General features: G+C 34.2%; 22 protein-coding genes. 6 read left to right on the top strand and 16 right to left on the bottom strand.

Annotation, left to right across the window (positions count from 1 at the left end; all coding sequences use genetic code 11):
• Positions 1-26: 26 nt before the first annotated feature.
• Genes ACFSR1_RS14780 through ACFSR1_RS14770 form a run of 3 tightly spaced genes read right to left on the bottom strand, consistent with a single transcriptional unit; the run spans position 27 to position 3,074 of the window.
• On the bottom strand, positions 27-689 hold the full coding sequence (locus ACFSR1_RS14780) for a 3'-5' exonuclease (protein ID WP_378293781.1): 663 nt from the start codon (positions 687-689) through the stop codon (positions 27-29).
• Complete coding sequence (locus ACFSR1_RS14775; RefSeq protein ID WP_378293779.1) at positions 690-2,609, bottom strand: DUF294 nucleotidyltransferase-like domain-containing protein; 1,920 nt, start codon at positions 2,607-2,609, stop codon at positions 690-692.
• 15 nt (positions 2,610-2,624) lie between these two features.
• The gene (locus ACFSR1_RS14770; protein WP_378293777.1) at positions 2,625-3,074 is read right to left on the bottom strand and encodes a nucleoside deaminase; all 450 of its coding nucleotides are present in this window, start codon (positions 3,072-3,074) and stop codon (positions 2,625-2,627) included.
• Between the two features lie 129 nt (positions 3,075-3,203).
• On the opposite strand from ACFSR1_RS14770, the gene ACFSR1_RS14765 reads away from it, so the two are divergent.
• A complete protein-coding gene (locus tag ACFSR1_RS14765; protein WP_378293775.1) occupies positions 3,204-4,994 on the top strand; it encodes a 1-deoxy-D-xylulose-5-phosphate synthase in 1,791 nt (596 codons plus the stop codon).
• Here the strand turns inward: ACFSR1_RS14765 and ACFSR1_RS14760 are convergent.
• The 6 genes from ACFSR1_RS14760 to ACFSR1_RS14735 form a co-directional block, all read right to left on the bottom strand.
• A complete protein-coding gene (locus tag ACFSR1_RS14760) occupies positions 4,975-7,632 on the bottom strand; it encodes a T9SS-dependent M36 family metallopeptidase (protein WP_378293773.1) in 2,658 nt (885 codons plus the stop codon). The genes ACFSR1_RS14765 and ACFSR1_RS14760 overlap by 20 nt on opposite strands.
• 89 nt (positions 7,633-7,721) lie before the next feature.
• A complete protein-coding gene (locus ACFSR1_RS14755; RefSeq protein ID WP_378294514.1) occupies positions 7,722-9,065 on the bottom strand; it encodes a deoxyguanosinetriphosphate triphosphohydrolase in 1,344 nt (447 codons plus the stop codon).
• Between the two features lie 80 nt (positions 9,066-9,145).
• Positions 9,146-11,617 (bottom strand): ribonucleoside-diphosphate reductase subunit alpha, encoded by a 2,472-nt coding sequence (locus tag ACFSR1_RS14750; protein ID WP_378293771.1) that lies wholly within the window; start codon positions 11,615-11,617, stop codon positions 9,146-9,148.
• 319 nt (positions 11,618-11,936) lie between these two features.
• Entirely contained in the window at positions 11,937-12,914 is a 978-nt protein-coding gene (locus tag ACFSR1_RS14745; RefSeq protein WP_298541829.1) for a ribonucleotide-diphosphate reductase subunit beta, read from the bottom strand.
• A gap of 435 nt (positions 12,915-13,349) precedes the next feature.
• Positions 13,350-14,084 (bottom strand): hypothetical protein, encoded by a 735-nt coding sequence (locus tag ACFSR1_RS14740; protein ID WP_378293769.1) that lies wholly within the window; start codon positions 14,082-14,084, stop codon positions 13,350-13,352.
• Positions 14,085-14,164: 80 nt separating this feature from the next.
• The gene (locus tag ACFSR1_RS14735) at positions 14,165-15,520 is read right to left on the bottom strand and encodes an OmpA family protein (protein WP_378293767.1); all 1,356 of its coding nucleotides are present in this window, start codon (positions 15,518-15,520) and stop codon (positions 14,165-14,167) included.
• 105 nt (positions 15,521-15,625) lie between these two features.
• On the opposite strand from ACFSR1_RS14735, the gene ACFSR1_RS14730 reads away from it, so the two are divergent.
• Both ACFSR1_RS14730 and ACFSR1_RS14725 read left to right on the top strand, forming a co-directional pair.
• Positions 15,626-16,168, top strand: a complete 543-nt coding sequence (locus tag ACFSR1_RS14730) for an RNA polymerase sigma factor (RefSeq protein ID WP_378293765.1) — start codon at positions 15,626-15,628, stop codon at positions 16,166-16,168.
• Positions 16,169-16,903, top strand: a complete 735-nt coding sequence (locus ACFSR1_RS14725; RefSeq protein ID WP_378293763.1) for a tetratricopeptide repeat protein — start codon at positions 16,169-16,171, stop codon at positions 16,901-16,903.
• Positions 16,904-16,908: 5 nt separating this feature from the next.
• On the opposite strand, the gene ACFSR1_RS14720 is transcribed toward ACFSR1_RS14725, so the two are convergent.
• From ACFSR1_RS14720 to ACFSR1_RS14710, 3 genes are all read right to left on the bottom strand, one after another.
• Positions 16,909-19,737, bottom strand: coding sequence for a CHAT domain-containing protein (locus tag ACFSR1_RS14720; RefSeq protein WP_378293762.1), 2,829 nt, complete (start codon positions 19,735-19,737; stop codon positions 16,909-16,911).
• 54 nt (positions 19,738-19,791) lie between these two features.
• Positions 19,792-20,430, bottom strand: coding sequence for a hypothetical protein (locus ACFSR1_RS14715; RefSeq protein ID WP_378293760.1), 639 nt, complete (start codon positions 20,428-20,430; stop codon positions 19,792-19,794).
• 81 nt (positions 20,431-20,511) lie between these two features.
• Complete coding sequence (locus tag ACFSR1_RS14710) at positions 20,512-21,081, bottom strand: DUF3109 family protein (RefSeq protein ID WP_378293758.1); 570 nt, start codon at positions 21,079-21,081, stop codon at positions 20,512-20,514.
• 114 nt (positions 21,082-21,195) lie between these two features.
• Here ACFSR1_RS14710 and ACFSR1_RS14705 point away from each other — a divergent pair, with 114 nt between their 5' ends.
• Both ACFSR1_RS14705 and ACFSR1_RS14700 read left to right on the top strand, forming a co-directional pair.
• On the top strand, positions 21,196-21,768 hold the full coding sequence (locus ACFSR1_RS14705) for a MarC family protein (RefSeq protein WP_378293756.1): 573 nt from the start codon (positions 21,196-21,198) through the stop codon (positions 21,766-21,768).
• Positions 21,769-21,969, top strand: coding sequence for a hypothetical protein (locus ACFSR1_RS14700; protein WP_378293754.1), 201 nt, complete (start codon positions 21,769-21,771; stop codon positions 21,967-21,969).
• A gap of 11 nt (positions 21,970-21,980) precedes the next feature.
• Here the strand turns inward: ACFSR1_RS14700 and ACFSR1_RS14695 are convergent, their stop codons facing one another.
• The 4 genes from ACFSR1_RS14695 to ACFSR1_RS14680 form a co-directional block, all read right to left on the bottom strand.
• The gene (locus tag ACFSR1_RS14695) at positions 21,981-22,295 is read right to left on the bottom strand and encodes a hypothetical protein (protein ID WP_378293752.1); all 315 of its coding nucleotides are present in this window, start codon (positions 22,293-22,295) and stop codon (positions 21,981-21,983) included.
• Between the two features lie 356 nt (positions 22,296-22,651).
• On the bottom strand, positions 22,652-24,229 hold the full coding sequence (locus tag ACFSR1_RS14690; protein WP_378293750.1) for a S41 family peptidase: 1,578 nt from the start codon (positions 24,227-24,229) through the stop codon (positions 22,652-22,654).
• Positions 24,229-24,663, bottom strand: a complete 435-nt coding sequence (locus ACFSR1_RS14685) for a deoxycytidylate deaminase (protein WP_378293748.1) — start codon at positions 24,661-24,663, stop codon at positions 24,229-24,231. Before ACFSR1_RS14685 ends, ACFSR1_RS14690 begins: the two co-directional genes overlap by 1 nt.
• An 85-nt stretch (positions 24,664-24,748) precedes the next feature.
• Positions 24,749-25,333 carry a HupE/UreJ family protein gene (locus ACFSR1_RS14680; RefSeq protein WP_378293746.1) on the bottom strand — a complete coding sequence of 195 codons (585 nt, stop codon included), beginning with the start codon at positions 25,331-25,333 and terminating at the stop codon, positions 24,749-24,751.
• 216 nt (positions 25,334-25,549) lie between these two features.
• Here ACFSR1_RS14680 and ACFSR1_RS14675 point away from each other — a divergent pair, with 216 nt between their 5' ends.
• A complete protein-coding gene (locus tag ACFSR1_RS14675) occupies positions 25,550-26,365 on the top strand; it encodes a mechanosensitive ion channel family protein (RefSeq protein WP_378293744.1) in 816 nt (271 codons plus the stop codon).
• Positions 26,366-26,488: the final 123 nt, after the last annotated feature.

Genomic DNA, 26,488 nt, shown 5'->3' with positions numbered 1-26,488 from the left:
CAAATCAGGTTTTATCTATTATGGTATCAGAAAAGAGTAGATGCTTTATCCTCTTTATCAATTTTTAATTTTGAAACGATTTTTAGAAAAGCCATTGCAGTTATGAAGGCATCCCCGGATGCAGTATGTCTGTCACTTTTAGAAATCTTAAGATCATCGCATAGTTCGTCTAAGGTATAATGATTGGAACCTCTTTGATTTCGATATACTAAGTGTTTGGTTTTTCTAAAAAGCACTCCTGTATCCAGAAATCTATTTTTTAGTTTTCCTAACCCTTGTCTTTGTAAAGCACTATTTATCATTCTTCTATCAAAATCTGCGTGATGCGCTATCAAAATAGAGTTTCCTATATATTTAATAAACATCTCAATAGCCTTAGACTCTGTAACAGTTTCGAAATTATTATTTCTTCGAATGCCATGAATCTTTACAGTTGCAGAATTGAATACGTCTTGCTCTAGATATAATTCCAACTGATCTGAAACATCTATAGCTATATAATTAATAGCAATTGCTCCAATTGATAAAACTCTATCATTTACATAATCAAATCCTGTTGTCTCTGTATCAAAAGCAACAAACCGAATCTCCTCGATAGGAACCTTATCATAAGTTTTATCGAAAAGAGCCAAATAGTCTTTCCAGAAATCAGGAAACTCTTTATTGTTTTTTCGCGACCAGAAACTCATTTACATTAATGTTTTAAGCTGAAAACGAACTCTTAATACTTCTTGTATATCTCTTATTGGTCTGAAACACCGCTTAAGCCTGAGCTTATCATTTTTGCTGAGTGTGTTTAGTTTTATAAATCTACCAGAATCTTTATGGATCAATCCTTGACGTGCTCGGAATTTAAGTAAAACCCTGAAGGCTTTGGCACAACTCTCAAAAAGCTCTTTATTATTTGGCTCAAGTTCTGCTAGTTTTTCATAACGAAGTAATGTATTATTAATCCCCTTCAGATTATGATATAAAGTCAAGATCCTAGCACTATCTATTAATACCATCATCGCCCTGGTCTTTATGTCAAATGTATCTTTGTGTTCGCCATTTTGTTCTACCAAAAACTGCTTAAAAAATCCTAAAGGAGACGGTTTTTGCAATGCACTCACACCTAATAAAGCTAAAAATCTATTACTTTTATTTACTCCGTCAAAAACTACATCAGATAACTCATTAACCATACTTTCATCTCCATAAACCGATTGAAAATCAAAAAATATAGACGATAATAGTGTACTTTCTTCTGTTGGAGTAGTCATCCAGTCGGTAAATTGAGTTTTCCATTCTGAAACCGACATACACCATCTTGGATTGCTCGCCATCATCTCTGCTGGACAATATTCGAAACCTATGGTATGCAAACTTTTGGTAATTTTTCTTGCTAGTTCTAAAAAATAAGCTTGAGTACTTTGATACTCTTCTTTACCCACATCTTCGAATACAATAGCATTATCTTGATCTGTTATCAATAGTTGCTCCCTTCTTCCCTGACTCCCCAATACCAAAAAACTAAACTTTACAGGTGGTGGTGAAGGCATTTCTTCTAACGATATTTCTATAGTTCGTACCACTAACGCATCATTAATTTCTGAAATAAGATTTAAGATATGCATCGTCGGAATGTCCTGTTCTAAATACGTTTGTAGTAGTCTCTCTACTTGTTTTCTTATATATCGAAGTCGTTGAATTTTTTTTACTCTCTTAATTTCCTTAATTAAAACAGAAGGATTATTTCCAAAAGACACCAACAAGTCGTGATTAGAAAAAACACCTGCTAATTTAGAATTGCGAGTACCATCTTTGGTAATGCATAGATGACTGATATTATTTTTGATCAAAGCAATCTGCGCCTCTGCAACTGTCAGTTTTTTAGAATACGTTTTTACAGGCGCTGTCATTATCTCTGTGACTAAAGATGTAGCCGGAAATAAACCCGTAGCAATTTTTGCCCTGAGATCGCTATCCGTTATGATACCCAAAGGATACTTATTTTCATCTGTCACCACTATGGAGTTTGCCTTGTGGGCATTCATTTGTAATGCTATATCCTTTACTATAGCAGTTGGCTTGCAAATAAGTGGTTTTTTACGATAAGAAATAGTTCGTAAAGTCGAAAGATCTCTTGCGGTGTCAATAGAAATGGTATTATCTATTCTATTCCCTTTTTCTGTTTCTGTGTAATAGTTTCTTGCGTGAGCCGCAAACGTTTCTAATAAGAATTTGTTTACTTCTTTATTTTCATCAATAAAAGGTTTAAAAATTGATGATGGAATTGCGTACACAATAGATTCTTCATCCGCCTTGGCAGACATTCTATAATCTTTTTTAATAATCATAATCCGCAATCCAAACAAATCTCCAGCATCACAGATGTCTACCAGATTCTGTTCATTGTCAGTAGTACGATATAATCCGATTGCTCCTTCTCTTACGATATAAAATTCATCATGACATTTCTGATCTTGTTTAAAAACAACGGTTCCTTTTTCTAAATACAATACTCGAATTTGAGCAGAAATCATCAATAGCTCCTCCTTTTTCAGCATACTAAAAGGAGGAAACTCCTTTAAAAAATCCTGAATCCTTTCTGCAATCGTATTTTTCATAGTAGTAAACTAAGGTCAATTTAGATTACGCTTTTCTACAAAAAAGCGCTTCAATAATGTACTACATTCTTCTTCCAAAACCCCTCCCATCATTTTGGTTTTAGGGTGTAGTTTGGTTCCCATATTGATACAACCGCGTTGCTCATCTCTAGCTCCGTATACAATTTTCCCTATCTGACTCCAGAACAAGGCTCCGGCGCACATCTGGCAGGGTTCTATCGTTACATAGAGTGTACATTCTTTGAGATATTTACCTCCTAAAAAATTCGCCGCCGCAGTAATTGCCTGCATTTCTGCGTGTGCAGTTACATCATTTAATAGTTCTGTTAGATTATGGGCTCTGGCAATAACCCTATCGGCAACTACCACAACCGCTCCAATTGGTATTTCTCCTTTATCGTATGCTGCTTCAGCTTCCTGAAGTGCTTTTCTCATAAAATGCGAATCGTCATATGGATCAAACATATAGTATTGAATTTTAAGTAAAACTACTAAATATAATGCTTCCTATTTTGATTGTATTTAAGTTTATAGATAATATCAGTTATATAAACTTAATTGTTACAGCTCATTTCAAAATAGTACTTTTACAGTATGAAAGACACTCTACTTTCAAAAATAAAGTATCCCGAGGATCTGCGTAAACTTTCTGCTGATCAGTTACCCGTTCTGGCAAAAGAACTACGTGATTTTGTTATTAATATTGTCGCAACTAAAGAAGGCCATCTGGGAGCAAGTCTTGGCGTTATAGAACTTACAATTGCTTTGCACTATATTTTTGACACACCTAATGACTTATTAGTTTGGGATGTTGGGCATCAGGCATATCCTCATAAAATTCTTACAGGCAGGAAAAACCTATTTCATACCAATCGCCAACTAGGTGGCATTAGCGGTTTCCCTAAAAGAAGTGAAAGTGAGTATGACACTTTTGGGGTTGGACATTCATCTACTTCCGTTTCTGCAACCTTGGGAATGGCAATTGCATCAAAATTGAAAGGCGATACAAAAAAACAACATATTGCAGTTATTGGAGATGCTTCTATCGCAAGCGGAATGGCATTTGAAGGATTGAATCACGCCGGAGTTACAGATGCAAATATGCTGATCATTCTTAATGATAATTCGATAGGAATCGATCCTAGTGTTGGTGCGTTAAAAGAATATTTAACCAAAGCCAAAGTTGGGTATAAGCCGAAAACCGATAATATTATAGAAGCATTGAATTTTGGGTATTTTGGACCTATTGATGGTCATGATCTACCCAAACTATTAGAAACGCTAGAGAAGCTAAAGTCCACCAAAGGGCCTAAACTTTTGCATATCATAACTACCAAAGGTAAGGGGTTAAAACAAGCCGAAGAAAATCAAGTAGCGTATCACGCACCCGGAAAATTTGATGCAGCTACTGGAGATTTACTTCCAAAAAACGATACACAACAACCTCCTAAGTTTCAGGATGTATTTGGACATACTATTTTAGAATTAGCCAGAGAGAATGAAAAGATTATTGGTATCACTCCTGCTATGCCAACCGGTAGTTCCTTAAAATATATGATGGAAGAAATGCCGGACAGAGCTTTTGATGTAGGTATAGCCGAACAACACGCGGTTACCTTAGCAGCAGGGATGGCAACACAAGGATTGATACCCTTTTGCACTATTTACTCTACATTTTTACAACGTGCGTATGATCAAGTTATACACGATGTTGCGTTACAAAACTTGCCCGTTATCTTTTGTATAGATCGTGCGGGATTAGTTGGGGCAGATGGAGCTACACACCACGGTGTTTTTGACATTGCATACCTAAATTGTATTCCAAATATGATTCTAGCTGCGCCAATTAACGAAATTGAATTGAGAAATCTTCTATACACCGCTTCTTTGGGATTAGAACATCCAATAGCCATCAGATATCCCAGGGGAAGAGGTACTATTATAAACTGGAAAACAACTTTCGCAAAAGTTCAGATTGGTAAAGGAAAGTGTCTTACTGAAGAAGCTTCAGAAATAGCTGTCATATCAACAGGAGCGATCGCTAACAATGTAATCAATGCTTTAGAAACTATCGACGAAAAATTAAGTCACTATCATTTTTGCTTCATTAAGCCTTTGGATTCAGAATTATTAAAGAAAATATTACAGAAGTACAAAACGATCATAACCGTAGAAGACGGAACAATTATAGGAGGTTTTGGAAGTGTTATAACAGATTTTGCCAATAAAAATGAGCTCGCTCCAACCATTAAAATTCTTGGAATTCCTGATCAATTTATACACCATGGAACCACAGAAGAATTACACGAAATTTGTGGTATTTCTGCTCATAAAATTAGAGAAACCATTCGAGAAATAATTTTACCTATTGAATCGCAATCTTAGTGGTATATCTACTTCCTTCTTTAGTCAATATTTGTAACAAATAAATTCCTGTTCCTAAATTCTGCGCATTAATACTATACGAGCTATTCAATAGAATATCTTGTTCAAAAACAATTCGGCCATTAATATCCACAATTCTCAAATTACTTTCACCAAAACCTTTGGACACATTAATTACAAAATTACCCCGAGAAGGATTTGGCGTAATCCTAAAAATATTTTCTTCAAAATCTTCCACATCTAACAAACAGGATACTTCTGAAGAAGGGGGGATATCAAAAGCTTCGGTTTGATCTGTCCTTCTTAGAGAGTCTCCTTGCGCAGCACTCCAGCCCAAACCTCTTCTAGCAAAAACTTCCCATATCAAACAGGCGTTTACACTGGCATTTGCTATTTCGTCTGCCATAAGAATAGCATCACGTCCATCAATAAAACCAGGATTACAAGATTGTAATTTTAACCCATCTATTACCAACTGCATTGCAAGATTATTCCCGCCGGTTCCGTTATATAAATCCGGATCAAAACCGTCTCTTTCTATCAAGGCCCAAGAAAGGTCCCAAAGCATGGAAGCCCAAACAGATCCGACTCCGTGTGGGGCAGAGAAATTAGATGTATTATTGGTATCTGCATAGGTAACCGGATTAATGCTCATATTCGTGCTATACGGAAAAGGTCTGATACCGCCTCCTGTTGTTGGTTGACCTACAGAATAAGTTCCAATACCTCTGCTATCTGCCCCTGCATCTCCAGACTCAATAGTCATCATCAATGCAAACCAATCAGACCAACCTTCACCCATTTGCTCTGTTGCCTGGATACAATTTCCATTTGGATCAAACTGAACACAAGAAGTTAGACAACCTGAATTATCAGCTCCACCAGTCAAACGGTTCGAAATACCGTGACCATATTCGTGAACAACAATTCCATTATCAAAACTGCTATCCTCTGCAAAAAAGTTTCTGCCTACATCTGATAGTGTAATGTTTATAGTACTTGAGGTCATTTCAGTTATTAACGCTTCACCATCATCTCTTCCTATCATAATTGCAGGAATAGTTATACTGCCATTATCTCCTCCCATCGCAATAGGATCTCCCGCAACGTTATTCACAACTAAAACAGCAACAGCTCCAGCTGTCTGACATCTAAATACTTTATCATCAAAATTGCAACTACCTCTTCTCACCACAGCGATATTTCCATTTAATACAGCTGGGTTGATAATATTCGAACAAATATCATTAGCATCTATTGAAGCATCATCATCTATTGCAAGTGCAAGATTTGCCGTAAGTCCATCCGGAAATACAGGAGCATCCACATGCCCTGGATTAAATGAGTTGTCTACTGTGATATAGGCTCCCGATAAACTCCCATTATTCACTACAAAAGTATCTACAGCCGGATCTGGTGTTGGATTCCATAAGAACATCTGCATTCTTGGATTTGCACCATCAGGAGGAGTACCGAAATTAGCATTATTAAACCCTGAACCATCCTGAGCATCGGCAAACACTTCATCGCTACCTAATCCACCTTTGCCATAATTATTAAACTGAAAATTACCCGCGGTTTCATCAAAGCCATATTGATACCATACATCGTGAACCACGTTATTAGCATAAAAAAGGTTTGTTATAGCAGCTTCTTCAAAGTTTTCTACAGATTCATTTGGATCAAAAGGAAAATCAAATATTAAATTAGCACCTCCATCAGCCAAGTTTCCTATACCATTATTAGCATTCACATCTTCAGACGCTAACACATTATTTCCTCTTGTGGTTGTAAAATCGGCTCCTGCCATACCGTTTGTATCATGCCACCCAAAAGGAGATGCTGTTGCATCCGCCGGGTTAGAAACAAGCACTCTATTGCCATGATTAGGGCTTTCTACAGCAGGTATTGGATATACATTATAACTTCCTTCCATTAAAAAATTGTATTCATTTTTAAATCCAAAAGAAGGTTGAAGTACATTACTTTTCGTTTTATTTCTATACTGATGATTCCCAAATGAACATTCGAACATCCAATCCGTTTTATCAATAACTTCACCGGTTATAGCATCTACTCTTACACTATGCCAGTTCTGACCATCTAATGTATAAATACTAACATCCCAACAAAGTACTAATGCATCATCTTTAGATACATACATTGGCTCAACAGGTATCTGTTCCTGAGATATATTGTTATCAGAGTATACTGTTTTTCCTTCGTCTGTTTTAGTAATCGTTTTTAAATCAATAGGAATATCAATACCAATATCAGAAGCAACATACCGGACTGCATCTGTGGCCAAAATAGCAGCCGTTGTTGTATTTATTTTTTGGGAAAGATTGTGATGAAATTTCCCGGAAAAAGAAATTACTTTTCCATTTTTGATAACAAAACTTCCTATTGCATTATAGATGGGAATCTCTTTATATTCTTGAAGAACATACACATTAGAAGCTTTCATGCTCTTGGAAAACGATTCTCTTTGAATCTGAAGTCCAGCGATATCATCTTTGGACATTCCTTCTTCCATCAAATATTCTTTGATCAACTGAAGATATGTTGATTGAGCGTTCATTTCCGAAGAACAGAAAATTAGTACGAAAAACAAAATACTCCAGTAAAATCTCTTCATTCTAAAACTAAATTTACCTTAAACTTATTGTTCATTAAAACATTAAGAAGCCTAAAAATAAGGAAAAAAGAAGCTCTAAATACAAAATATCAGATTTCCAACCCCTTGATTTTCTGAAATTTTAGCAGTGCATTACCATCCGTAAGACTGGCAACATAATTACTAATACTTATTAATCTAGTATATAGATCGTCATTTTTATAGTCGAAATTGTTTCCTTCAGCTTTCAGAATTAATTTATCATAATTAGAAGGTTGTCCATTATTATAGTGATCTGTAGCCGTACAATACCTATCTAACAACGTAGCAAGGATCTCATATCCCGCAATCTCTTTTTCTACTACTTCAGAACTTTGGTATATCTTATCAATACTAATTTTAATAATATCATCAATTTGTGCCTGGTACTTACTTTTATCAATTAAAGCGGTATCAAAGCTACCTGATAAGATTTCTTCTTCATACTGTACAAAAGTTCTAGCCGCTTCTTGTATCAAGGTATTAATTGCCAATGCCCGTAGATAACTCAAACGATCCGCAGTAGTAGTTAGGCTGTTATATTTTGAAGTATTAATCGTATCCTTTACCAACTTGATCAGATATTCTAAAGCGTATTCCTCTTGTATCAACCCTAAGTTAATACCATCTTCAAAATCTATAATCGTATAACAAATATCATCCGCAGCTTCTACCAAAAATGTTAGCGGATGTCTACTATAAGTAGTTTCATCCCCAATCCTGTGCGACAGTAACCCTACTTCCTCTGCTACTTCTTTAAAGAAAGTATTTTCATTCTGAAAATATCCAAATTTCTTATGTGCAATATGAGACGTTGGTTTTTTAGGCAAGGATTCCTTTGGGTATTTCATAAAAGCACCGAGCGTAGCATAAGATAATCGTAATCCTCCTTCTATTCCTTGTCTGGACTCGGTTAAGATCTTAAATCCATTGGCATTTCCTTCAAAATCTATCAGATCCTGGTATTGCTTCGGAGTTAAGGACTCTTTATACTTCTTACCGTTTCCAGTAGCAAAATATTCTCCGATAGCTTTTTCTCCAGAATGCCCAAAAGGTGGATTACCGATATCATGTGATAATGCAGCAGCAGCCACGATGGCTCCAAAATCATTAAACTGATATCCGTGAATGGTAGAAAGATGTGGATGCTTTTCTAAAATCTTCTTTCCTACTACTCTACCAAGAGAACGCCCCACTACAGAAACCTCTAAACTATGGGTTAATCGGGTGTGTACAAAACTGGTTTTGGATAATGGAATTACTTGAGTTTTATCCTGTAAACTTCTAAATGCCGAAGAGAATATAATTCTGTCATAATCTACCTCAAAACCCAACCGGGTTTCGTCTTGTTCTTTACGCAATCTTTTATTCGTATCTCCCTGTCTTTTTAAGGATAGGAGCTGTTCCCAGTTCATCATATTTTAAAAAATTCGAATATACAAAAAAGGGAAGTATTCTAAGAAAACTTCCCTTTTGCCCTATATAAATTGAGTCTTTAAGACCCACACATTAAACAATCATCTCCTTCAGCTTCTTTGGATTGTGCGATAATTGCACGAAGTTCTTCCGGAGTTAATGCTGTACCTTCTGCAGAAACTTGTACCGCTTCTGGTTGTGGTTGTGTTTTGGAAGCAGATTGTGCTTCCATCACTTGTGCCGCTGCAACCGCTACTTTTTCAGGTTGTGGCTGTTCTTTCTTTTCGGTTTTAAGTGTAAACTTAATCGCATCAACCGCAGACTTAGTTCTTAGATAATACATCCCTGTTTTTAATCCACTCTTCCACGCATAAAAATGCATCGAAGTAAGTTTTGCCATTGTCGCACCTTCCATAAATAGGTTTAGTGACTGAGACTGATCTATAAAATATCCTCTATGACGAGACATATCAATAATATCCTTCATACTCAACTCCCAAACCGTTTTATACAATTCTTTAAGATCCTGAGGAATAATATCTATATTTTGGATAGATCCATTAGCACGCATAATCGCATCCTTCAAATCATCACTCCATAGATTTAATTGCACAAGATCTTCTAACAGGTGTTTGTTTACTACAATAAACTCTCCTGATAAAACACGTCTTGTATATATATTACTCGTGTATGGCTCAAAAGCTTCATTATTTCCTAAGATCTGAGACGTTGATGCTGTTGGCATTGGCGCTACCAACAATGAGTTACGCACTCCGTTTTTTAATACTTTTTTACGAAGACCTGCCCAGTCCCAACGACCGCTTAATTCTTCATCTTTAATTCCCCATAAATTATGCTGGAATTCTCCTTTAGAAATAGGAGATCCTTCATAGGTTTGGTATGGTCCATCAGCAGTAGCTTCTTCCATAGATGCTGTAACTGCTGCAAAATATAAAGTTTCAAAAATCTCTTGGTTTAGTTTTTTAGCTTCATCACTGGTAAAAGGCATACGTAACTGAATAAAAGTGTCTGCAAGCCCTTGTACACCTAATCCAATTGGACGATGACGCATATTAGAATTTTCAGCTTCTTTTACCGGATAATAGTTACGATCTATTACTTTATTTAAGTTTTTAGTTACTCGTTTTGTGATTTTGAAAAGCTCTTTATGATCAAATGCTCCATTTTTCACGAACATTGGTAATGCAATAGATGCCAGATTACAAACTGCTACTTCATCGGGGCTTGTGTACTCCATGATCTCAGTACATAAGTTAGAAGAACGGATCGTACCTAGATTCTGTTGATTAGACTTACGATTTGCTGCATCTTTATATAACATATAAGGAGTTCCTGTCTCGATTTGAGACTCCAGGATTTTCTCCCAAAGCTCACGTGCTTTTATCGTTCTACGGCCTTTTCCTTCTGCTTCAAAACGTAGATATTCTTTTTCGAATTCATCACTATGAATATCAAATAATCCAGGACATTCATTAGGACACATTAGCGTCCACTCTGCATCTTCCTGTACACGTTTCATAAATAGATCCGGAATCCACATCGCGTAGAATAAATCACGTGCTCGCATTTCTTCCTTACCATGATTTTTCTTAAGATCTAAAAAGTCAAAAATATCTGCATGCCAAGGCTCTACATAAATAGCAAAAGAACCTTTACGTTTGCCTCCTCCTTGATCCACGTAACGTGCGGTGTCATTGAATACACGTAGCATTGGAACGATACCGTTTGATGTACCATTAGTACCTGCTATATACGAGCCTGTAGCTCTTACATTATGAATAGACAATCCTATTCCCCCAGCAGATTGTGAAATCTTAGCCGTTTGCTTTAATGTGTCATATATTCCATCAATACTATCATCTTTTGTTGCCAACAAGAAACAAGATGACATTTGTGGTTTTGGTGTTCCGGAATTAAATAAGGTAGGTGTAGCGTGCGTAAAATATTTCTTAGACATTAACTCATACGTCTCTATAGCTGCATCCAGATCATTAAGATGAATACCTATAGAAACTCTCATAAGCATGTGCTGAGGACGTTCTGCAATCTTACCATTAATTTTTAGTAAGTATGAACGTTCTAATGTTTTGAAACCAAAATAATCGTAACCAAAATCACGATTGTAAATAATCGTAGAGTCTAACTTTTCTTTGTTAGCCATAATCACCTCATATACCTCATCCGAGATCAATGGTGCTTTTTTATCTGTTCTAGGATTTACATACTCATACAAGTCTGTAACTACTTCAGAAAAAGTCTTTTTGGTGTTTTTATGTAGGTTAGAAACCGAAATACGTGCAGCTAGTTTAGCGTAATCAGGATGCGCAATTGTCATCGTAGCAGCGATTTCTGCAGCCAAATTGTCCAGTTCACTAGTAGTTACCCCATCATACAATCCTTCTATCACTCGCATTGCCACTTTCACTGGATCGACAAGAGCGTTTAATCCATAACATAGTTTTCTTACCCGTGCGGTAATTTTGTCAAACATAATTGGCTCCTTGTGACCGTCTCTTTTTACTACATACATACGCTTTTGGTTTTTATAAAATTCTTCTTCAGAAGAACGTGATATTAATCTGTGTTACTATTCCTTTTATTTACTGTAAACTAAAATTTACAGATGATTTCTCCCCCGAAATCGGATACTAAAAAGAAACCTCCGGTTCGTTGTAATCAGAGTGTTTCTACAAGTAAAATTCCATTATATGACTATCGTCTTTTCTCTGTTTTTGTGCAAAGCTTACAGCAAGCTTTATCAAACTGAGCTAATCGCTATTTAAATAGAAGTCCTATTCTTGACTAGCTCAGAATGAATGTATCTTTATTCTGAAAATGATTTTTAAGGCTTAAAAATCAGCATCAAAACTTATCTTATTTTCTTCGGTATCTTTATTAAGAACTCCCGCTTTTTGATATTCTGAAACTCGTTTTTCGAAGAAATTGGTCTTCCCCTGTAACGAGATCATATCCATAAAATCAAACGGATTCGCAGTTCCATATTCTTTCTCGCACTCTAGTTCTACTAATAATCTATCGGTAACAAACTCTAAGTACTGCGTCATTAATTTAGAATTCATCCCTATCAAACTTACAGGAAGTGATTCTGTAACGAATTCTCTTTCTATATTAAGAGCATCCACTATAATTTCACGAATTCTTTCTTTTGGCACTTTATTTACCAAATGTTTATTATGTAAATGAACTGCAAAATCACAATGCACTCCCTCATCTCTAGAAATTAATTCATTAGAAAAAGTAAGCCCTGGCATTAATCCACGTTTCTTTAACCAGAAAATAGAACAAAACGCTCCCGAGAAGAAAATACCTTCTACTGCGGCAAAGGCAATTAGGCGTTCTGCAAAAGAATCAGATTCGATCCATTTTAGGGCCCAATCTGCTTTTTTCTTAATTGCAGGAAAATTATCAATTGCTTTGAATAAAATATCTTTCTCTTTTTCGTCTTTTACATAGGTGTCGATCAATAAAGAATAAGTTTCAGAATGAATATTCTCCATCATAATCTGAAAACCGTAAAAGAATTTTGCTTCACTATACTGAACTTCATTAACAAAGTTCTCTGCTAAATTTTCATTTACAATCCCATCCGAAGCTGCGAAAAATGCCAAAATATGTTTGATGAAATATCTTTCGTCATTTGTCAATTTTGTTGCCCAATCAGTAATATCCTGATGTAAATCGATTTCTTCAGCCGTCCAGAAACTAGCTTCAGATTTTTTATACCAATCCCAAATATCATGATGTTTGATAGGAAAAATTACGAATCTGTCTTTATTTTCTTGTAAGATTGGCTCTACTGCATTCATCTTTTTTCTTTTAGCTAGTTTTTATTTTTTTGTTTCCGCTATGGACTAACAAAGATCAAAAAATGCTTAGGAAGTTTCACAAAAAGTTAGCAAACGTTTTCAACAAAGTTTTCAACACGACGGGAATTAACCATTAAAACTCCATATTTTTTAAATCAAACACAAAACACTGATTACCAATATTTTATGTAAGCAAAAAAAGATATAAACAACGCTGTTAGTAACTTCAAAAAGCACTTATTTTTCACTTACTAACAAGGTTTTTTACTTAAAAAAAACAAAACCTAAAAACCATACATTTTACGGCAAAACCACATGTTGAAAATTATAAAAAAAAGCTACTTTTTTTCTTTTTCAGCTTCTAAAAATCAAAAAAGTCATGTGCAGTTACACACATGACTCTCTTTAAAAATATTTTTTGCTTCGTTTTAAATCCTATGGCCAAGAAAAAGTTTCACCTGTCCTATGATCTGTATATAAACCGGTTCCATTAGATGACCATACAAAGCTTTCATTTAGTATTCCTGACTCAAATACTTTAATGGACCCGGATTGATCCGCTTCATTAAAGACAAGTTCTATTTTATCATTGTCGTTATTCTCTATAGTAAAATTGATAATATTACCAGTTTTCGTATACGTCATTAAGATAAATTCACCATTTTCTCCATTAAATTTTACTTCATAGAAAGTTCCATCTTTTCTAACTCTACCTTCATAAAAGTTTCTACGAACACCGTTTTCTTCAATATCATACGTAAAATAATCAAAAACAGTATCTGATGTTATCGTATAATACAAGGTAACACCGCCATAACTCCAAACCCAAGTATTTGCGTTTCTTCCACTTTTACCTATTGTACCTTGTGGTTCTGCATCATCCGGGATTGATAAAAATATTGAAGAGTATGTTAAAGCCTGTACCTGTAATGAGGTCAAAGATAAAACTGCGGCAGAAGCATACGTATTTTGACTAGCATATTCCTGCATCTGGTCAGGAGCTTGTATATTTTCTATAGCTGTTTGATACTGTTCTATTCGACCTTGAATATCTTCTAATTGATTTTCATTTTCAATTAATATACCATCATCTTCGCTACTACAGGATTGAAAGATTGTAGCGACCGCTACCATAATTAGCATACTTACTCTTCTAAATTTTGTGTTCATTGTTTCTTTTTTTAATTGTTAGATAATTCACTTCTTAGTTTACCTAAAAATCAATAGGTAAACATTTTTAATTATTTTTTTTATATTTTTTGAAATTCTACTCTTCTATTTTTCGCTTTAGCTTCAGGTGTGTTTTCTTTGGCAATCGGTTCACTTTCTCCTTTACCGCTAGTTTTTAATCTAGAAGCATCAATACCAAATTCGTCCACAAGTAAGTTTTTAACGGAAATGGCTCTTCTTTCTGAAAGTTTTTGATTGGAAACATCATCTCCGTCAGCATCTGTATGCCCGGTAATTAAAACATTTACTTGAGTATTGTCAGAAAGCACATTGGCAATCTTTTTAATCGTACCATACGATTCTGATTTTACGGTTGCCTTTCCGGTATCGAAAGTAATTCCATAGGTAACTAATTTTCCTTCTGTAATTAGTTTATTGCGCATATCCGGTTTCCCTACGGCATATCTTATATTACCCAAATAGTAGAATGTATTTTCTGGTGTTGTTTGAGAGTAAAATTTTAAATTCCTAATTACCGTGGCTTTTTCGAATGCTCTGGGAATATCAAACACTTTTTGCTCATCAATGTAAACCCTAAGTCGCTGTTTTTGTTTCCAAATAGAAATATGCATTTTTTGACCTCTACCACTGTTATCTTTTTTCAATTGACCTATCTGCTTGTCAGAGCGCAAATTCAAATTACGATCTGCACAATACTTATGAATATCTACTTTTCCTCCACCACTAATACCACCACGAATGGCAAAAACAAAACCGTTTTTACCAGGAGTACTTTTTTGTAGTTCATATCCTGCATTTTGAACATCAGAAAAAACTACCATTAAATCTCTCTGATAAGCATATTCTGAGACATCAAAATCAAATACCACATCATATTCTAGCGTAAAGTTTTCAGGAAACTCGTTTATAAACTCTGGCACATAGGACCCCTTCCCGGTACCGATTTGTATAAACCGTCCTTCTGTATTGTTAAGTGTAACAACTTCTGCCGAGTTAGAAGAATTCCAACGCGCTGGTAAATCCCCTATCTCATCTTGACTAAAATCCTCGAATGCTATTATATTTTCTCCTGGAACAAAATCAAACTTAGAATATGCTGCAAAAGAAGGCTTCGAGTCTTCAGCAGCATCTGTTGAGTTGTTTTCTTCATTATCCGAAGAAATAACAGCTCCTTTTTTCTTTTTACTCTTGCTCTTTCTTTTTTTCTTTTTTTTCGGCTTTCCATCCACAGCATCATCAATGGTTTTTCCTGTTTTTTTAGATACTTTTTCTTCAGTTTTTTTCAGAATCGTTTTCTCTGCTGCCTTTTCTGCTGTTTTCGCCACTTTCTCCCAAAATTGGGCTTGTGTGTTTTGAGGCATTAACATCAAAAAAAACAATACGGCTACTCCTAGGATTTGCTTAATAGTTTTCATAATTAATTTGTTTGGTTTTAAACCTTAGTGGGCTTTTTATAAAAAAGGTTAACTTTATCTTCGGAAAATAAGATGAACCTATTACCCTATGTCAGGTTATAAAGTATGAAGGAAGAACTCTTAACGCTAAAAAAAGGTCATAATCAAGCTTTAGAAAAGATTTACAATGAGTATCGTAATGCTTTTCTGCAATTTGCTAAAAAATATGACCTAGATCATGATGCTCTTATTGATGTATACCAGGAAGCTTTCATTGCACTTCGGGAACACGCTATCAATGGAAAACTGGACGATATAAAAAGCTCTGTCAAGACTTATTTATTTAGCATTGGAAAATATATGATCTATGATCAACTCAAAAAACAGAAAAAAACAGTTTCATATGAAAACAGTGTAGAATTTAAAGAAACATCGGAAACAGAAGATATTTTTGAAGAACCACAATTAACTCCAGAGCAGCAATTATTACGTCAGCATTTCAAAAATCTGGGGAAACGTTGTCAAGAAATGTTAACCTTATTCTATTATCGGGGACTAACCATTGACGAGATTACTGAAAGTTTGGGCTACGAAAGTAAAAATGTAGTAAAAAGTCAGAAATCACGTTGTTTGAAATCCCTAAAAGAATTAATTAAAACCCCCGCTTAAATGGAACGAGAAGAGTTAATAGACAAATACTTACAATCAGAGCTGACTTCTTCTGAAAAAGACCAGTTTGATAGCTTACTAGAAAATGATGCCACGTTTAGAGACGAAGTTGAACTTTTTAAAAACTTAAAAGTAGTCACCGGTACTGAAGACAGAGACAAACTGAGAAAAAGCATGGCTGATTTTGAGGCTAAAATTGCGGCAAACGAAACTAAAGTAATACCTTTATTTAACTATAAAAAGTTATTGGTTGCAGCTTCGATACTACTTGTAGTTGCAATTGGTGGAATAACATTCCTTAATCCTTTTGGTGTTGACACCAACCAATTATATGCAGATAATTTTGAACCATACAAAAATGTAGTAACTCCTATCGTTCGTGGAGAAAACGATAAGGACGATGAAGTCATAGCTTTTACTTCTTATGAAAGTAAAGATTATAATTTAGCTGCAGATCAGTTCGAAACGTTATACGAGACTACAAAAAGACCTTATTTCTTATTATATCAGGCAAACTCCTTATTGGCATCTGATAAAGTAAAAGAAGCAATTCCATTATTAGAAAAACATATTACTTTACAAGATGAATTATCAGAAAGGAGCAAATGGTATTTATCACTAGCATATCTGAAAGAAAACAGAAAAGACGAAGCTATTGTTTTATTAGAAGAGATATTGGAAAAAGGAACTTTTAAAAAAGGTGATGTTGAAAGATTACTCAAACAACTAAAATAAAACATTTACAGTAAGCTCTTTACTTTTCTAATACCTACAAAAAGTATGGGAATACCCAGCAATAATAGCCACCAAAGATAAGAAGTATCTGTTTGGAGTGGTGTAACATCGCCAGAAATCATAAATCCAGACCAATAATAAGGATGCGTTAAAAATTCATCTTCTGCTATGTTTAGATAGGTTAGCTTGGCTTCTCTTAAGGCCTTGTCTTTTGGCAAGGAAGCATCCAGGTTTTTATAAAAATCCTGCATTAATTCTGAAGTAGTCTGATCGTTAATCTTCCATAAGGTAGTGACTAAAGATTTGGCACCTGCATAACTAAATCCTCTTGCCAAACTCAGCATTCCTTCACCTTTTTGAAGCTTTCCTAATCCTGTCTGACATGCACTTAAGGCTACCAGATCTGCATTTATCTTGAAACCATACAGATCTTTAACATATAATAAATTAGCTGCTCCATCTTTGTTTGGAGTAAATGCGAGGTATGAATAATCGGGATGTTCATCATTAGTTGCCGCGTGCGTAGCAAAATGAAGTATATTATAATTTTGCGAGTTTTCTGAAAAAGATGCTAGCGAAGCTTCAGTGCCTGTAATTGCTTTTCCATTAAAATATTTTGCGATGTGATTTACCTCTGTGGTATTGTGTAATAACGGTCCAAAATCAGATCGATCCTTTTGACTATCTTCATCGGCAGAACCAAAACTTGGAGCATAAGCTAATAATAGATTCTTTTTTGCTTCTGGTTTGAGTTGCTGTTCTCTAAGTAATGTAGCAGAATTGGCATACGATATCTGGTACTCTTCAATTAAATATTTTCCCGAGGTTTCAGAAGTTAACAATGCATCAAATGGTAAATAATTTAATATATCATCCGGTATAATAATCAATTCATTAGATTGAATTTCTTGCAATGGTTCCTTTAGAAGTTTTTCATAGATCAAATATCCCTGCTTATAAATGTCGGGTAAATCTTTATGATCTACTTTGGATAATAACGAATAAAAATTTGTGATGCGTTCTCGATCTTCCTTTTCTAAAGGTATTTTGTAAAAGTTTTTCTTATCATTTTCTGCTGTTATCAAAAACAAGTTTGTATTTGTTGAAAAATAACTTAATAATGCTTTATCCTTGATAATCTCAGAAGTAGTTTCAGCTAAACTAGTAACTTCTGAGTTATACTTTAAATCATAATACTTTGGGTAATCACGTTCAATATCTGAGATAAAATTGTAATACCTGTTTTTAAGTTGAAATAAGGAATCAAAAACCACCATATTAGACTTTTGATCAAAAAACTTCTTTTCTAAGTGAATAATATTTGCCCTAAACTGCTGCTCTTTATCTATAATTTTTTCGGGTACACCGCCATAAGAATTGGCCTGTGAGTTTCTGGCCGCTTCCAACAACAAAACACTTTTACTTTTTTCCATGAAATAAAATGAATTGTCAATATATTTTGGCTCTTTGGTTGTTTGATATAGTTTATAAGCTACTTCTACCATGCTATGAAAAGCAGGATACATTTCTGATATCAAAAACTGTTTATCCACCTTACTTTCAAATTCTGGTTTTAATAAATCTAACGTTTTTATAATATCATGAGACGTATTAAACGCTATTTTCAGATCCTGTACATTGTTGCTTTTAGTGTATAATAAGCGTAATGTTTTTAATTTTTCTTTTAACACCTTGACTAATTCTAATTTTGACAACACTTTTTTAGGATCAGGATTATCTTCTATGTTTTCACTGTCAAAATTTGGTGTTAGCTGCACAAGAGATTTTTGATAAAATTTTAATGCTTGTTCAGGATCTTTTTTTTCAATATACAATCTACCCAATCTGGAATAAGCATCTGCTATATCTTGGTGTTTTTTGTTCTCTCTATATGTTGTAGTTTTAGTAAGATAAGATTGATAAAATGCTTCTGCTTTATCGAATTGTTCATTAGCGGCATAGATATCTCCATAGATAAGCTCTGCTATTCTTTCAAACGCATCGTTATCTACATAATACTTTTCACTCTTTTTAAGTGCTTGAAGTGCTGCTTCGGCATCCTTAAGCTGAATATAATTATCAGCTAGTTTTTGATAAGTTGCAATGATATTATTCCTAAACTGATTAGCGTTTTCGGCATAAGCTTTCTCGTAAAAGGTTAATGTTTTTAAAATAAGAGCATTCGATTCTTGATAATTTTTCTCATCCAAGTATACTTTTGACAATAACATGTTCGTACTTGCAATGAAGCCTTTATTACTACTTTTTAAATTCTTATTGTAATACTGTTTTGACAGCTCATTTTTTCCTTGTCTATAATAAATATCCCCTTTATAATTATTTAACGTATGTTCTAAATCATTTCTATCTAACCCCAACAAAGAATCGGGAGTTTTACTAACAATCTCGAAAAGATCTTCGATAGTCTGCAGCGATTTAGTATCATTTCTTATTTTGTAATAATAATTTGCTTTATCTAAAACTAGCCTGATTTTATAAGCCAGTTTATCATCTACAGTGTCATACAAACTATCTGAATTTATTAGAGAATCAGTTCTTTTAATATGGTATACTACTTTATTAAGATTGTTATGATAGTCGTTAGCAAAAACTAGATATGATAAAATTGTAAGCTTTGCTTTAATGTCGTTTTCTTTTTGCGCTATCTTATAACCTTTTTCAAAATAGTATTCTAAACTATCTGAGTTTGTGTATAAAAACTGAAAACCCTTGTCCAATAAGTTGTCTAATTCTGGGTTGGTCTCTTGACTTTGTGCATTGACCGAGGTCAAAACAATCAACATAAAGAGTATGATGAGTTTATATTTTTTCATAAAAAAAAGCTTCATTTCTGAAGCTAATTTAATCATTATGAAATAAATAAATATTTAAAAAGTTCCTTCTACTGTAATCGATTCCTGAAGATTCTCAATCTGAAAATTAAGTTCTAAAATAGCAGAATTGCTTGACTGATTGAATGATTCAAAACTAATACTTTGAAAAGGGCCGTCTTGATACGTCTCCAAATCTCCAAATGCTCCTAAAGGTTCTTGATTATTGTTATTTAAACTAGCTGAAAGTTCCAACAATGTTCTGATAAAAATTATCGTATTCAAATTTTCGAATTTAGGAGGACAATTTGCTGTACCACAAGGACCAGGCAAAGGAGGACGAGGAGGTATTCTTATAAAAACTATGCCCTCATCTTCCTGAGCTTGAGCGATAATCCCTTCAAAACTGGCTATATCTTCATTATTTGAAGTCAGATTCATTTCTATTTCTGCAATTTGCTCTTCTAGACTAGCTATTTCATCAGGATCATCAGTCTGCCCCAGTAAGGTTTCTAAAGCATCTTTTTCTAAATTCAAAAGATTATTCTCTCCTTGTAGATTAAAGATTATTAAATCCTCTGCTAAGAACACTCCGGTGTCCTCAGAATTTAGGACAATGGTATTATCATCGTCCTCTGCGCAGGAGTATACAGCCAAAAAGCTGCATATCAATGCAAATACTTTAATTGTTTTCATGTGAATTATTGTTTTGGTTTTTTTGTTAGTGGCAATCAATACCAAAAGGTAAACATCGTATCCTATAAAAATAAGGAAATTTTATTTTCTAAGATCTTCTGCTACTTTTTCTAACTCCATATACCAGTCTTCTCCAAACTTACGGATCAATGCTTGTTTTACGAATTTATATACCGGTACTTGCAATTCTTTTCCAAGTGTGCAGGCATCATCACATATTTCCCATTTATGATAATTAACTGCAGAAAACTCTGTATAATCCTGCACTCTAACGGGGTATAAATGGCAGGATATTGGTTTTTTCCAATCTACTTCTCCTTGATTATATGCCTCTTCTATTGCACAAAGCGCTGTTCCTTTTTCATCAAAGATAACATACGCACAATCAGCTCCATCAATGAGCGGGGTTTCTAATTCACCATGAGGTGTTTTAATGTAAGTGCCTTGTTTTTCTATGGCTTCGATTCCTTCCTTTCTAAGATACGGCTTTACTATAGGATAGATTTCTTGCAGTTTTAGAGTTTCTGATTCTTCTAAAGGTGCTCCTGCTTCACCATCGATACAACACGCTCCCTTGCAAGCAGAAAGATTACAAACAAAATCTTTTTCTATAATATCTTCTGAGACTATGGTTTTTCCTAATTGAAACATATTGCGAAGATAGAATTTATGAAAGATAAATTTTACTGATTATTTATCTTTTTATGCTACTTTTACTATGCTAAGTCTGTGTACTTTTGCGCCAACCTTAAAAAATCTACTAAAATGAATTTTGACTTAAAAGAGATACTAACAGCCAGTATGATCCTTTTTGCAGTAATTGATATTGTAGGCAGTATCCCTATTATTATCGACCTAAGAAAAAAAGTGGGACATATCCAAAGTGAAAAAGCTTCTATTGTCGCAGCTATATTGATGATCCTCTTTTTGTTTGTTGGTAAAGAGATTCTGAATCTGATAGGTATTGATGTTAATTCATTTGCTGTGGCCGGCGCCTTTATTATATTCTTTTTGGCTCTGGAAATGATTTTAGGAATTCAGTTATATAAAGACGACGAGCCAGAAACTGCTGCTGTTGTTCCTTTAGCATTTCCTCTGATTGCAGGTGCAGGAACCATGACTTCTATCTTATCCCTTAGAGCTGAATACCAGCCTATTAACATTGTAATCGCTATTGTTATCAATATTATTTTTGTCTATATTGTTTTAAAGTCTTCAGGGAAAATTGAAAAAGTATTGGGTAAACAAGGAATTAATGTTATTCGTAAGATATTTGGTGTAATTTTGCTTGCTATAGCTGTAAAATTATTTGCAACTAATATAAAAGGATTATTCTAAATGAAATATTTTATCTACCTCCTGATTGCAGTAGCATGTTCTTTGGTTATTTACAATGCCACAGTTTTGGATTTTAACAATATCCTGCAAGGTGATAGCCGAACTGCGCTTATTAGTATTCTGGCCTCTGCCTGTGTTATTATTTTACTGTTGATTTTATTGGTTTCCAGAGCGATTCAGAAAAAACGAGGGAACAGATAATTTTAGAATATTTAAGCAATAAATGGTATTAAGAAACAGGCTATGATGACCGGCGGTAGTGATATGACTGCAAGAATCATAAAAAGATTATGCAACTTTCTAAAAACAAGTGCCTTTTTCAAGGATTTTTTTAGCTTCATATCTTCAGTACCTTCTATGTGCTCTCTTATTAAATCTCCAGAAACATAAGATGAATCCACCAAAATTTCGTTATCTAAAAACAAAGAGGCACTATTATCCAATAACCTAAATGCAACTGCCACTATAAAGAAAAAAAGTGGGGAACAAATTGCTATTGCTATTAGATACTCTGTTAATTCTGACATACTTTGGGGTTTGGCGTTATATTCTTCTATTCACTTAAATTCATCTAAAGAAAATATTTCTTACAATAACCCAGCTAAAAGACACCAAAGCCATTATTTGATAAAAATTATGAATATTTCTGATAACAAGGATTTTTCTCAGCTTGCTTTTTAAAATTACTGAATTTTCGTTAGACATATAATTTTTAAGAAACGATCGTGATGGATACGAAGACTCTATATATATTCCGTGTTTCAATAAAACAGATCCACTATTATCGAATAGTCTACATACAACTGCCGTCATAAAAAAGACAAAAGATATTACTATTAAAAAATCATCAGAAATAATCATAGTTTTATTTTATTCTTAAATTCTATTGAGATATTGACAGAACCTTTTGAATCATTTTATCATCTTTATTAATGATCTTTTCAAAAGCATTTGTTCCAAATAATTGCTGAGCCATAATAGCTTTCAGATACTTCTTTAATTGATCTCTATAGTTTTTTAGGTTAATATCGATTCCCCTTTTTCGGGTATAGACCAGAAACCCATCTGCAAAATCATCATCAATCTCTATTTCTTGTTTAAACTGCTCTTCGGTTAATTGATTATAAAAATCTCTTTTCTTATCCAGCTCTTCAAATATATATCCACCCATTCTTCCGGAGCGAAGCATGTAATCAAGTGTCTCTCCCACTCTGGTAGTATCTTTGCTCACAAAAATATCGGGTATGATACCTCCACCACCATAAACAGTCTTGCCGCCCGGAGTTTTAAACTTTAAAGAATCTGCAACCTGAATACTATCTACATTTTGCAATTCACCATTTTTATACCGCTCTAGATATTCATTAAAATACTCTTTATTACCATTTTCATATGGTTTCTGTATAGACCTACCTGTTGGCGTATAATATCTGGAAATTGTTAACCTTATAGCACTGCCATCTCCTAGTGCCATCTCTCTCTGAACCAATCCTTTTCCATAAGACCTTCGCCCTACAATAGTTCCTCTGTCATTATCTTGTATGGCTCCGGCAAAAATTTCACTAGCGGATGCAGAATTTTCGTTAATTAAAACATATACATCGCCTTTTTCGAAACCTCCATTACGGGTAGCATAGTTGTTTTCAATAGCACCTTTTTTGTTTTTGGTAAACATAATCAGTTTATCATTTTTCAAGAACTCATCTGCCATCTTTAAAGCTGGAGCGATAAATCCTCCTCCATTATCCCGAAGATCAACAACTATGTTCTCAGCTCCCATATCCTGTAGAGAATCTAAGGCCTTCTTAAATTCCTTGAAGGTAGTTTCGGCAAAACGATTTACTTTTATATAGCCAAGGTTTTCTTTGAGCATATAACTCGCATCAACACTTCTTAATGGCACTCTACCTCTTTTTACAACCACATCAAATATGCCTTTGCCTTTTCTATAGACTTTTAATTGAACCTGGCTATTTAATTCTCCTTTTAGCTTATCAGCTAATCCATCTCTTCTTAGACGTTCTCCGTAGAGTGTATCCTGATCTGCCATTAATATTCGATCACCGGCCATAATCCCCGATTGCTCACTTGGTCCTCCTTTGATTGTTTGAATAACTGAAATTGTATCTCTATAAGGGTAATAACTAACACCAATACCAATAAAATCGCCTTGCATGCTCTCTGTAATCCCTTCTAGTTCTTCGGGTGGGATGTATACGGAGTGTGGATCGAGATTTTCAAGAATTCTATTTACAGTTACATCTACTATACTATCTGTATTGATTTCATCGACATATTCGTAGTCTATATAGTCGATGAGACGATTTAATTTTTCTTTTTTTGCATTGTATGAAAATAACTTTGCCGATGGATTACTAAAATCGAGTTTACTTCCTAAAAAAACTCCTGCTCCCATCGCCAAACCAATAAATAATGGTAAATATTTTTTTGAATAACCCATTAATCGTCGTCTAATTCTGTAATCTTTTCTATTTCTACTCCGGCCCTTTCTAAAAATGAAAGCCCAGAATTATCCTTATATCCTATTTGATATACTATTCTCTTAATTCCCGCCTGATGAATCAATTTACTACATTCCTTACAAGGTGATAGTGTAATATATAACGTAGCTCCTTTGCAAGATTGTGTAGAAGAAGCTACTTTAGAAATTGCATTCGCTTCTGCATGTAGCACATACCATTTTGTATATCCTTCTTCATCCTCACATGGGTTTTCAAATCCCGTGGGAGTTCCATTAAATCCATCAGAAATAATCATTCTATCCTTAACAATAACCGCACCAACTTTTTTCCTGTCACAATGGGAAAGCTTTCCCCATTCTCTTGCTATCCTAAGGTATGCTTTATCATATTTTAACTGTTTTTTTTTTGGCATATTGAAAATTTGGATAGTGCTTTTATTTAATAGAATACGAATATATTATGACTATGTTTTAAATACAACCCTAATTGACAATAAATTACCATATTTTGTTTGAAATTAACATTGGGATCACCATCCCTATCACTATTGAAGAAACGACTAGTACCCAATCCCTTTTAGAGAATCTAAAAATCGTTTGAATCACAAAACTGATAATAAGAACTATCACCACCACAGTAAGTTGTGCTAATTCTATTCCCAAAGCAAATTCAATCAATGGTAAAATTTTGGAACTAACATTACTGCTAACTGCATTGAAAAAACTAGAAAAGCCTAATCCATGAATTAACCCAAAGAATATGGTTGTGGCATACAAAACTCCAATTTTATTCTTACCGGCAGCTTTTCCAGCAGTGAATACATTAAATATTGCCGCCGCTAAAATTGTTAATGGGATTAAAAACTCTACTAGTTTAGAATTTACAGAAACCACATCATACGCAGCCAAAAAGAGCGAAGTAGTGTGACCTAAAGTAAATAATGTAACTAGTAAAAGAATTCTTTTCCAGTTATCGAAGGTATAAGCAATGGTAAGTATAATTAAAAAAAGGATATGATCGTAAGCCTGCCAATCTAATACGTGATATAAGCCCAGCTTTACATATAACCAAAATTCTGACATGTTTATGTTTTTTGAGGTTGTCTAAAGTACAATTAAAAAGAATAATCTAGAAGTTTTGTAAGAAGTCTTATAAAAATTTTAGGAATATTAACCATTTAATGGAATTGAATGGTCATTTATCGAATTTATATTATTCTCAAAGCGCGTATTGGCCTTTCGAAAACATAAATCATTAATTTTAAGATTCACAAATCATAAATTTAAAAACACTTGCATATGAATATTCAAAAATGGTTGGATGAAGGTATTAAGTTCATCTTAGACTTCGGTCCAAAAATAATAGGAGCTTTACTTATTTGGTTTATTGGTTCCTGGATTATTAAAAAACTGATGAAAGGTACTTCTAAACTTATGAAGGCCAGAAAATATGACGAAAGTCTTCAAAAATTTCTGGTAAATTTAGTAGGATGGATTTTAAAAATACTATTAATTCTAGCCGTACTAGGGACTGTTGGGGTAGAAACCACCTCTTTTGCAGCGATATTAGCCGCTGCTGGTTTAGCCATAGGTTTAGCTTTACAAGGGTCTTTAGGTAATTTTGCCGGAGGCGTGCTTATAATGATTTTTAAACCTTTTAAAATTGGAGACTTAATAGAAGCTCAAGGAGTTTTAGGTGTTGTAAAAGAAATTGAAATTTTTACTACAAAATTGTCTACTCCAGAAAACAAAGAAGCTATTATTCCTAATGGAAGTCTATCTAATGGAAACATTATTAATTATTCCTCTCAGGGAACACTGAGAGTAGATTTAAATATTGGTATCGGCTATGGAGATGACATCAAAAAAGCCAAAGATGTAATTATGAAAGTCCTTACAGACAATCCTAAAGTTCTAAAAGACCCGGCTCCAACAGTTGCCGTTAGTGAGCTTGGGGATAATGCAATAAATCTAGTAGTGAGACCCAATGTCAACGTTGCAGATTATTGGGATGTTTACTTTGGAGCATTAGAAGATTCTAAAAATGCATTGGATGCAGCTGGGATTTCAATCCCATATCCACAAAGAGATGTGCATATTCATAATGTCAAATAACACTATACATTAAAAAAGACTTCATCAAAAGAAGTCTTTTTTTTTAGGTAGTCCAAAAAAGTATCATGTTTTTAAGGTACTGAACAATTCTCTACCAAAAAATACATCTTTAGATACTACGCT

Origin of the sequence: Aquimarina rubra (genome assembly GCF_042684305.1) — a bacterium.
In the GTDB taxonomy this organism is placed as follows: domain Bacteria; phylum Bacteroidota; class Bacteroidia; order Flavobacteriales; family Flavobacteriaceae; genus Aquimarina; species Aquimarina rubra.
This window is presented reverse-complemented; position numbering and strand designations above follow the sequence as displayed.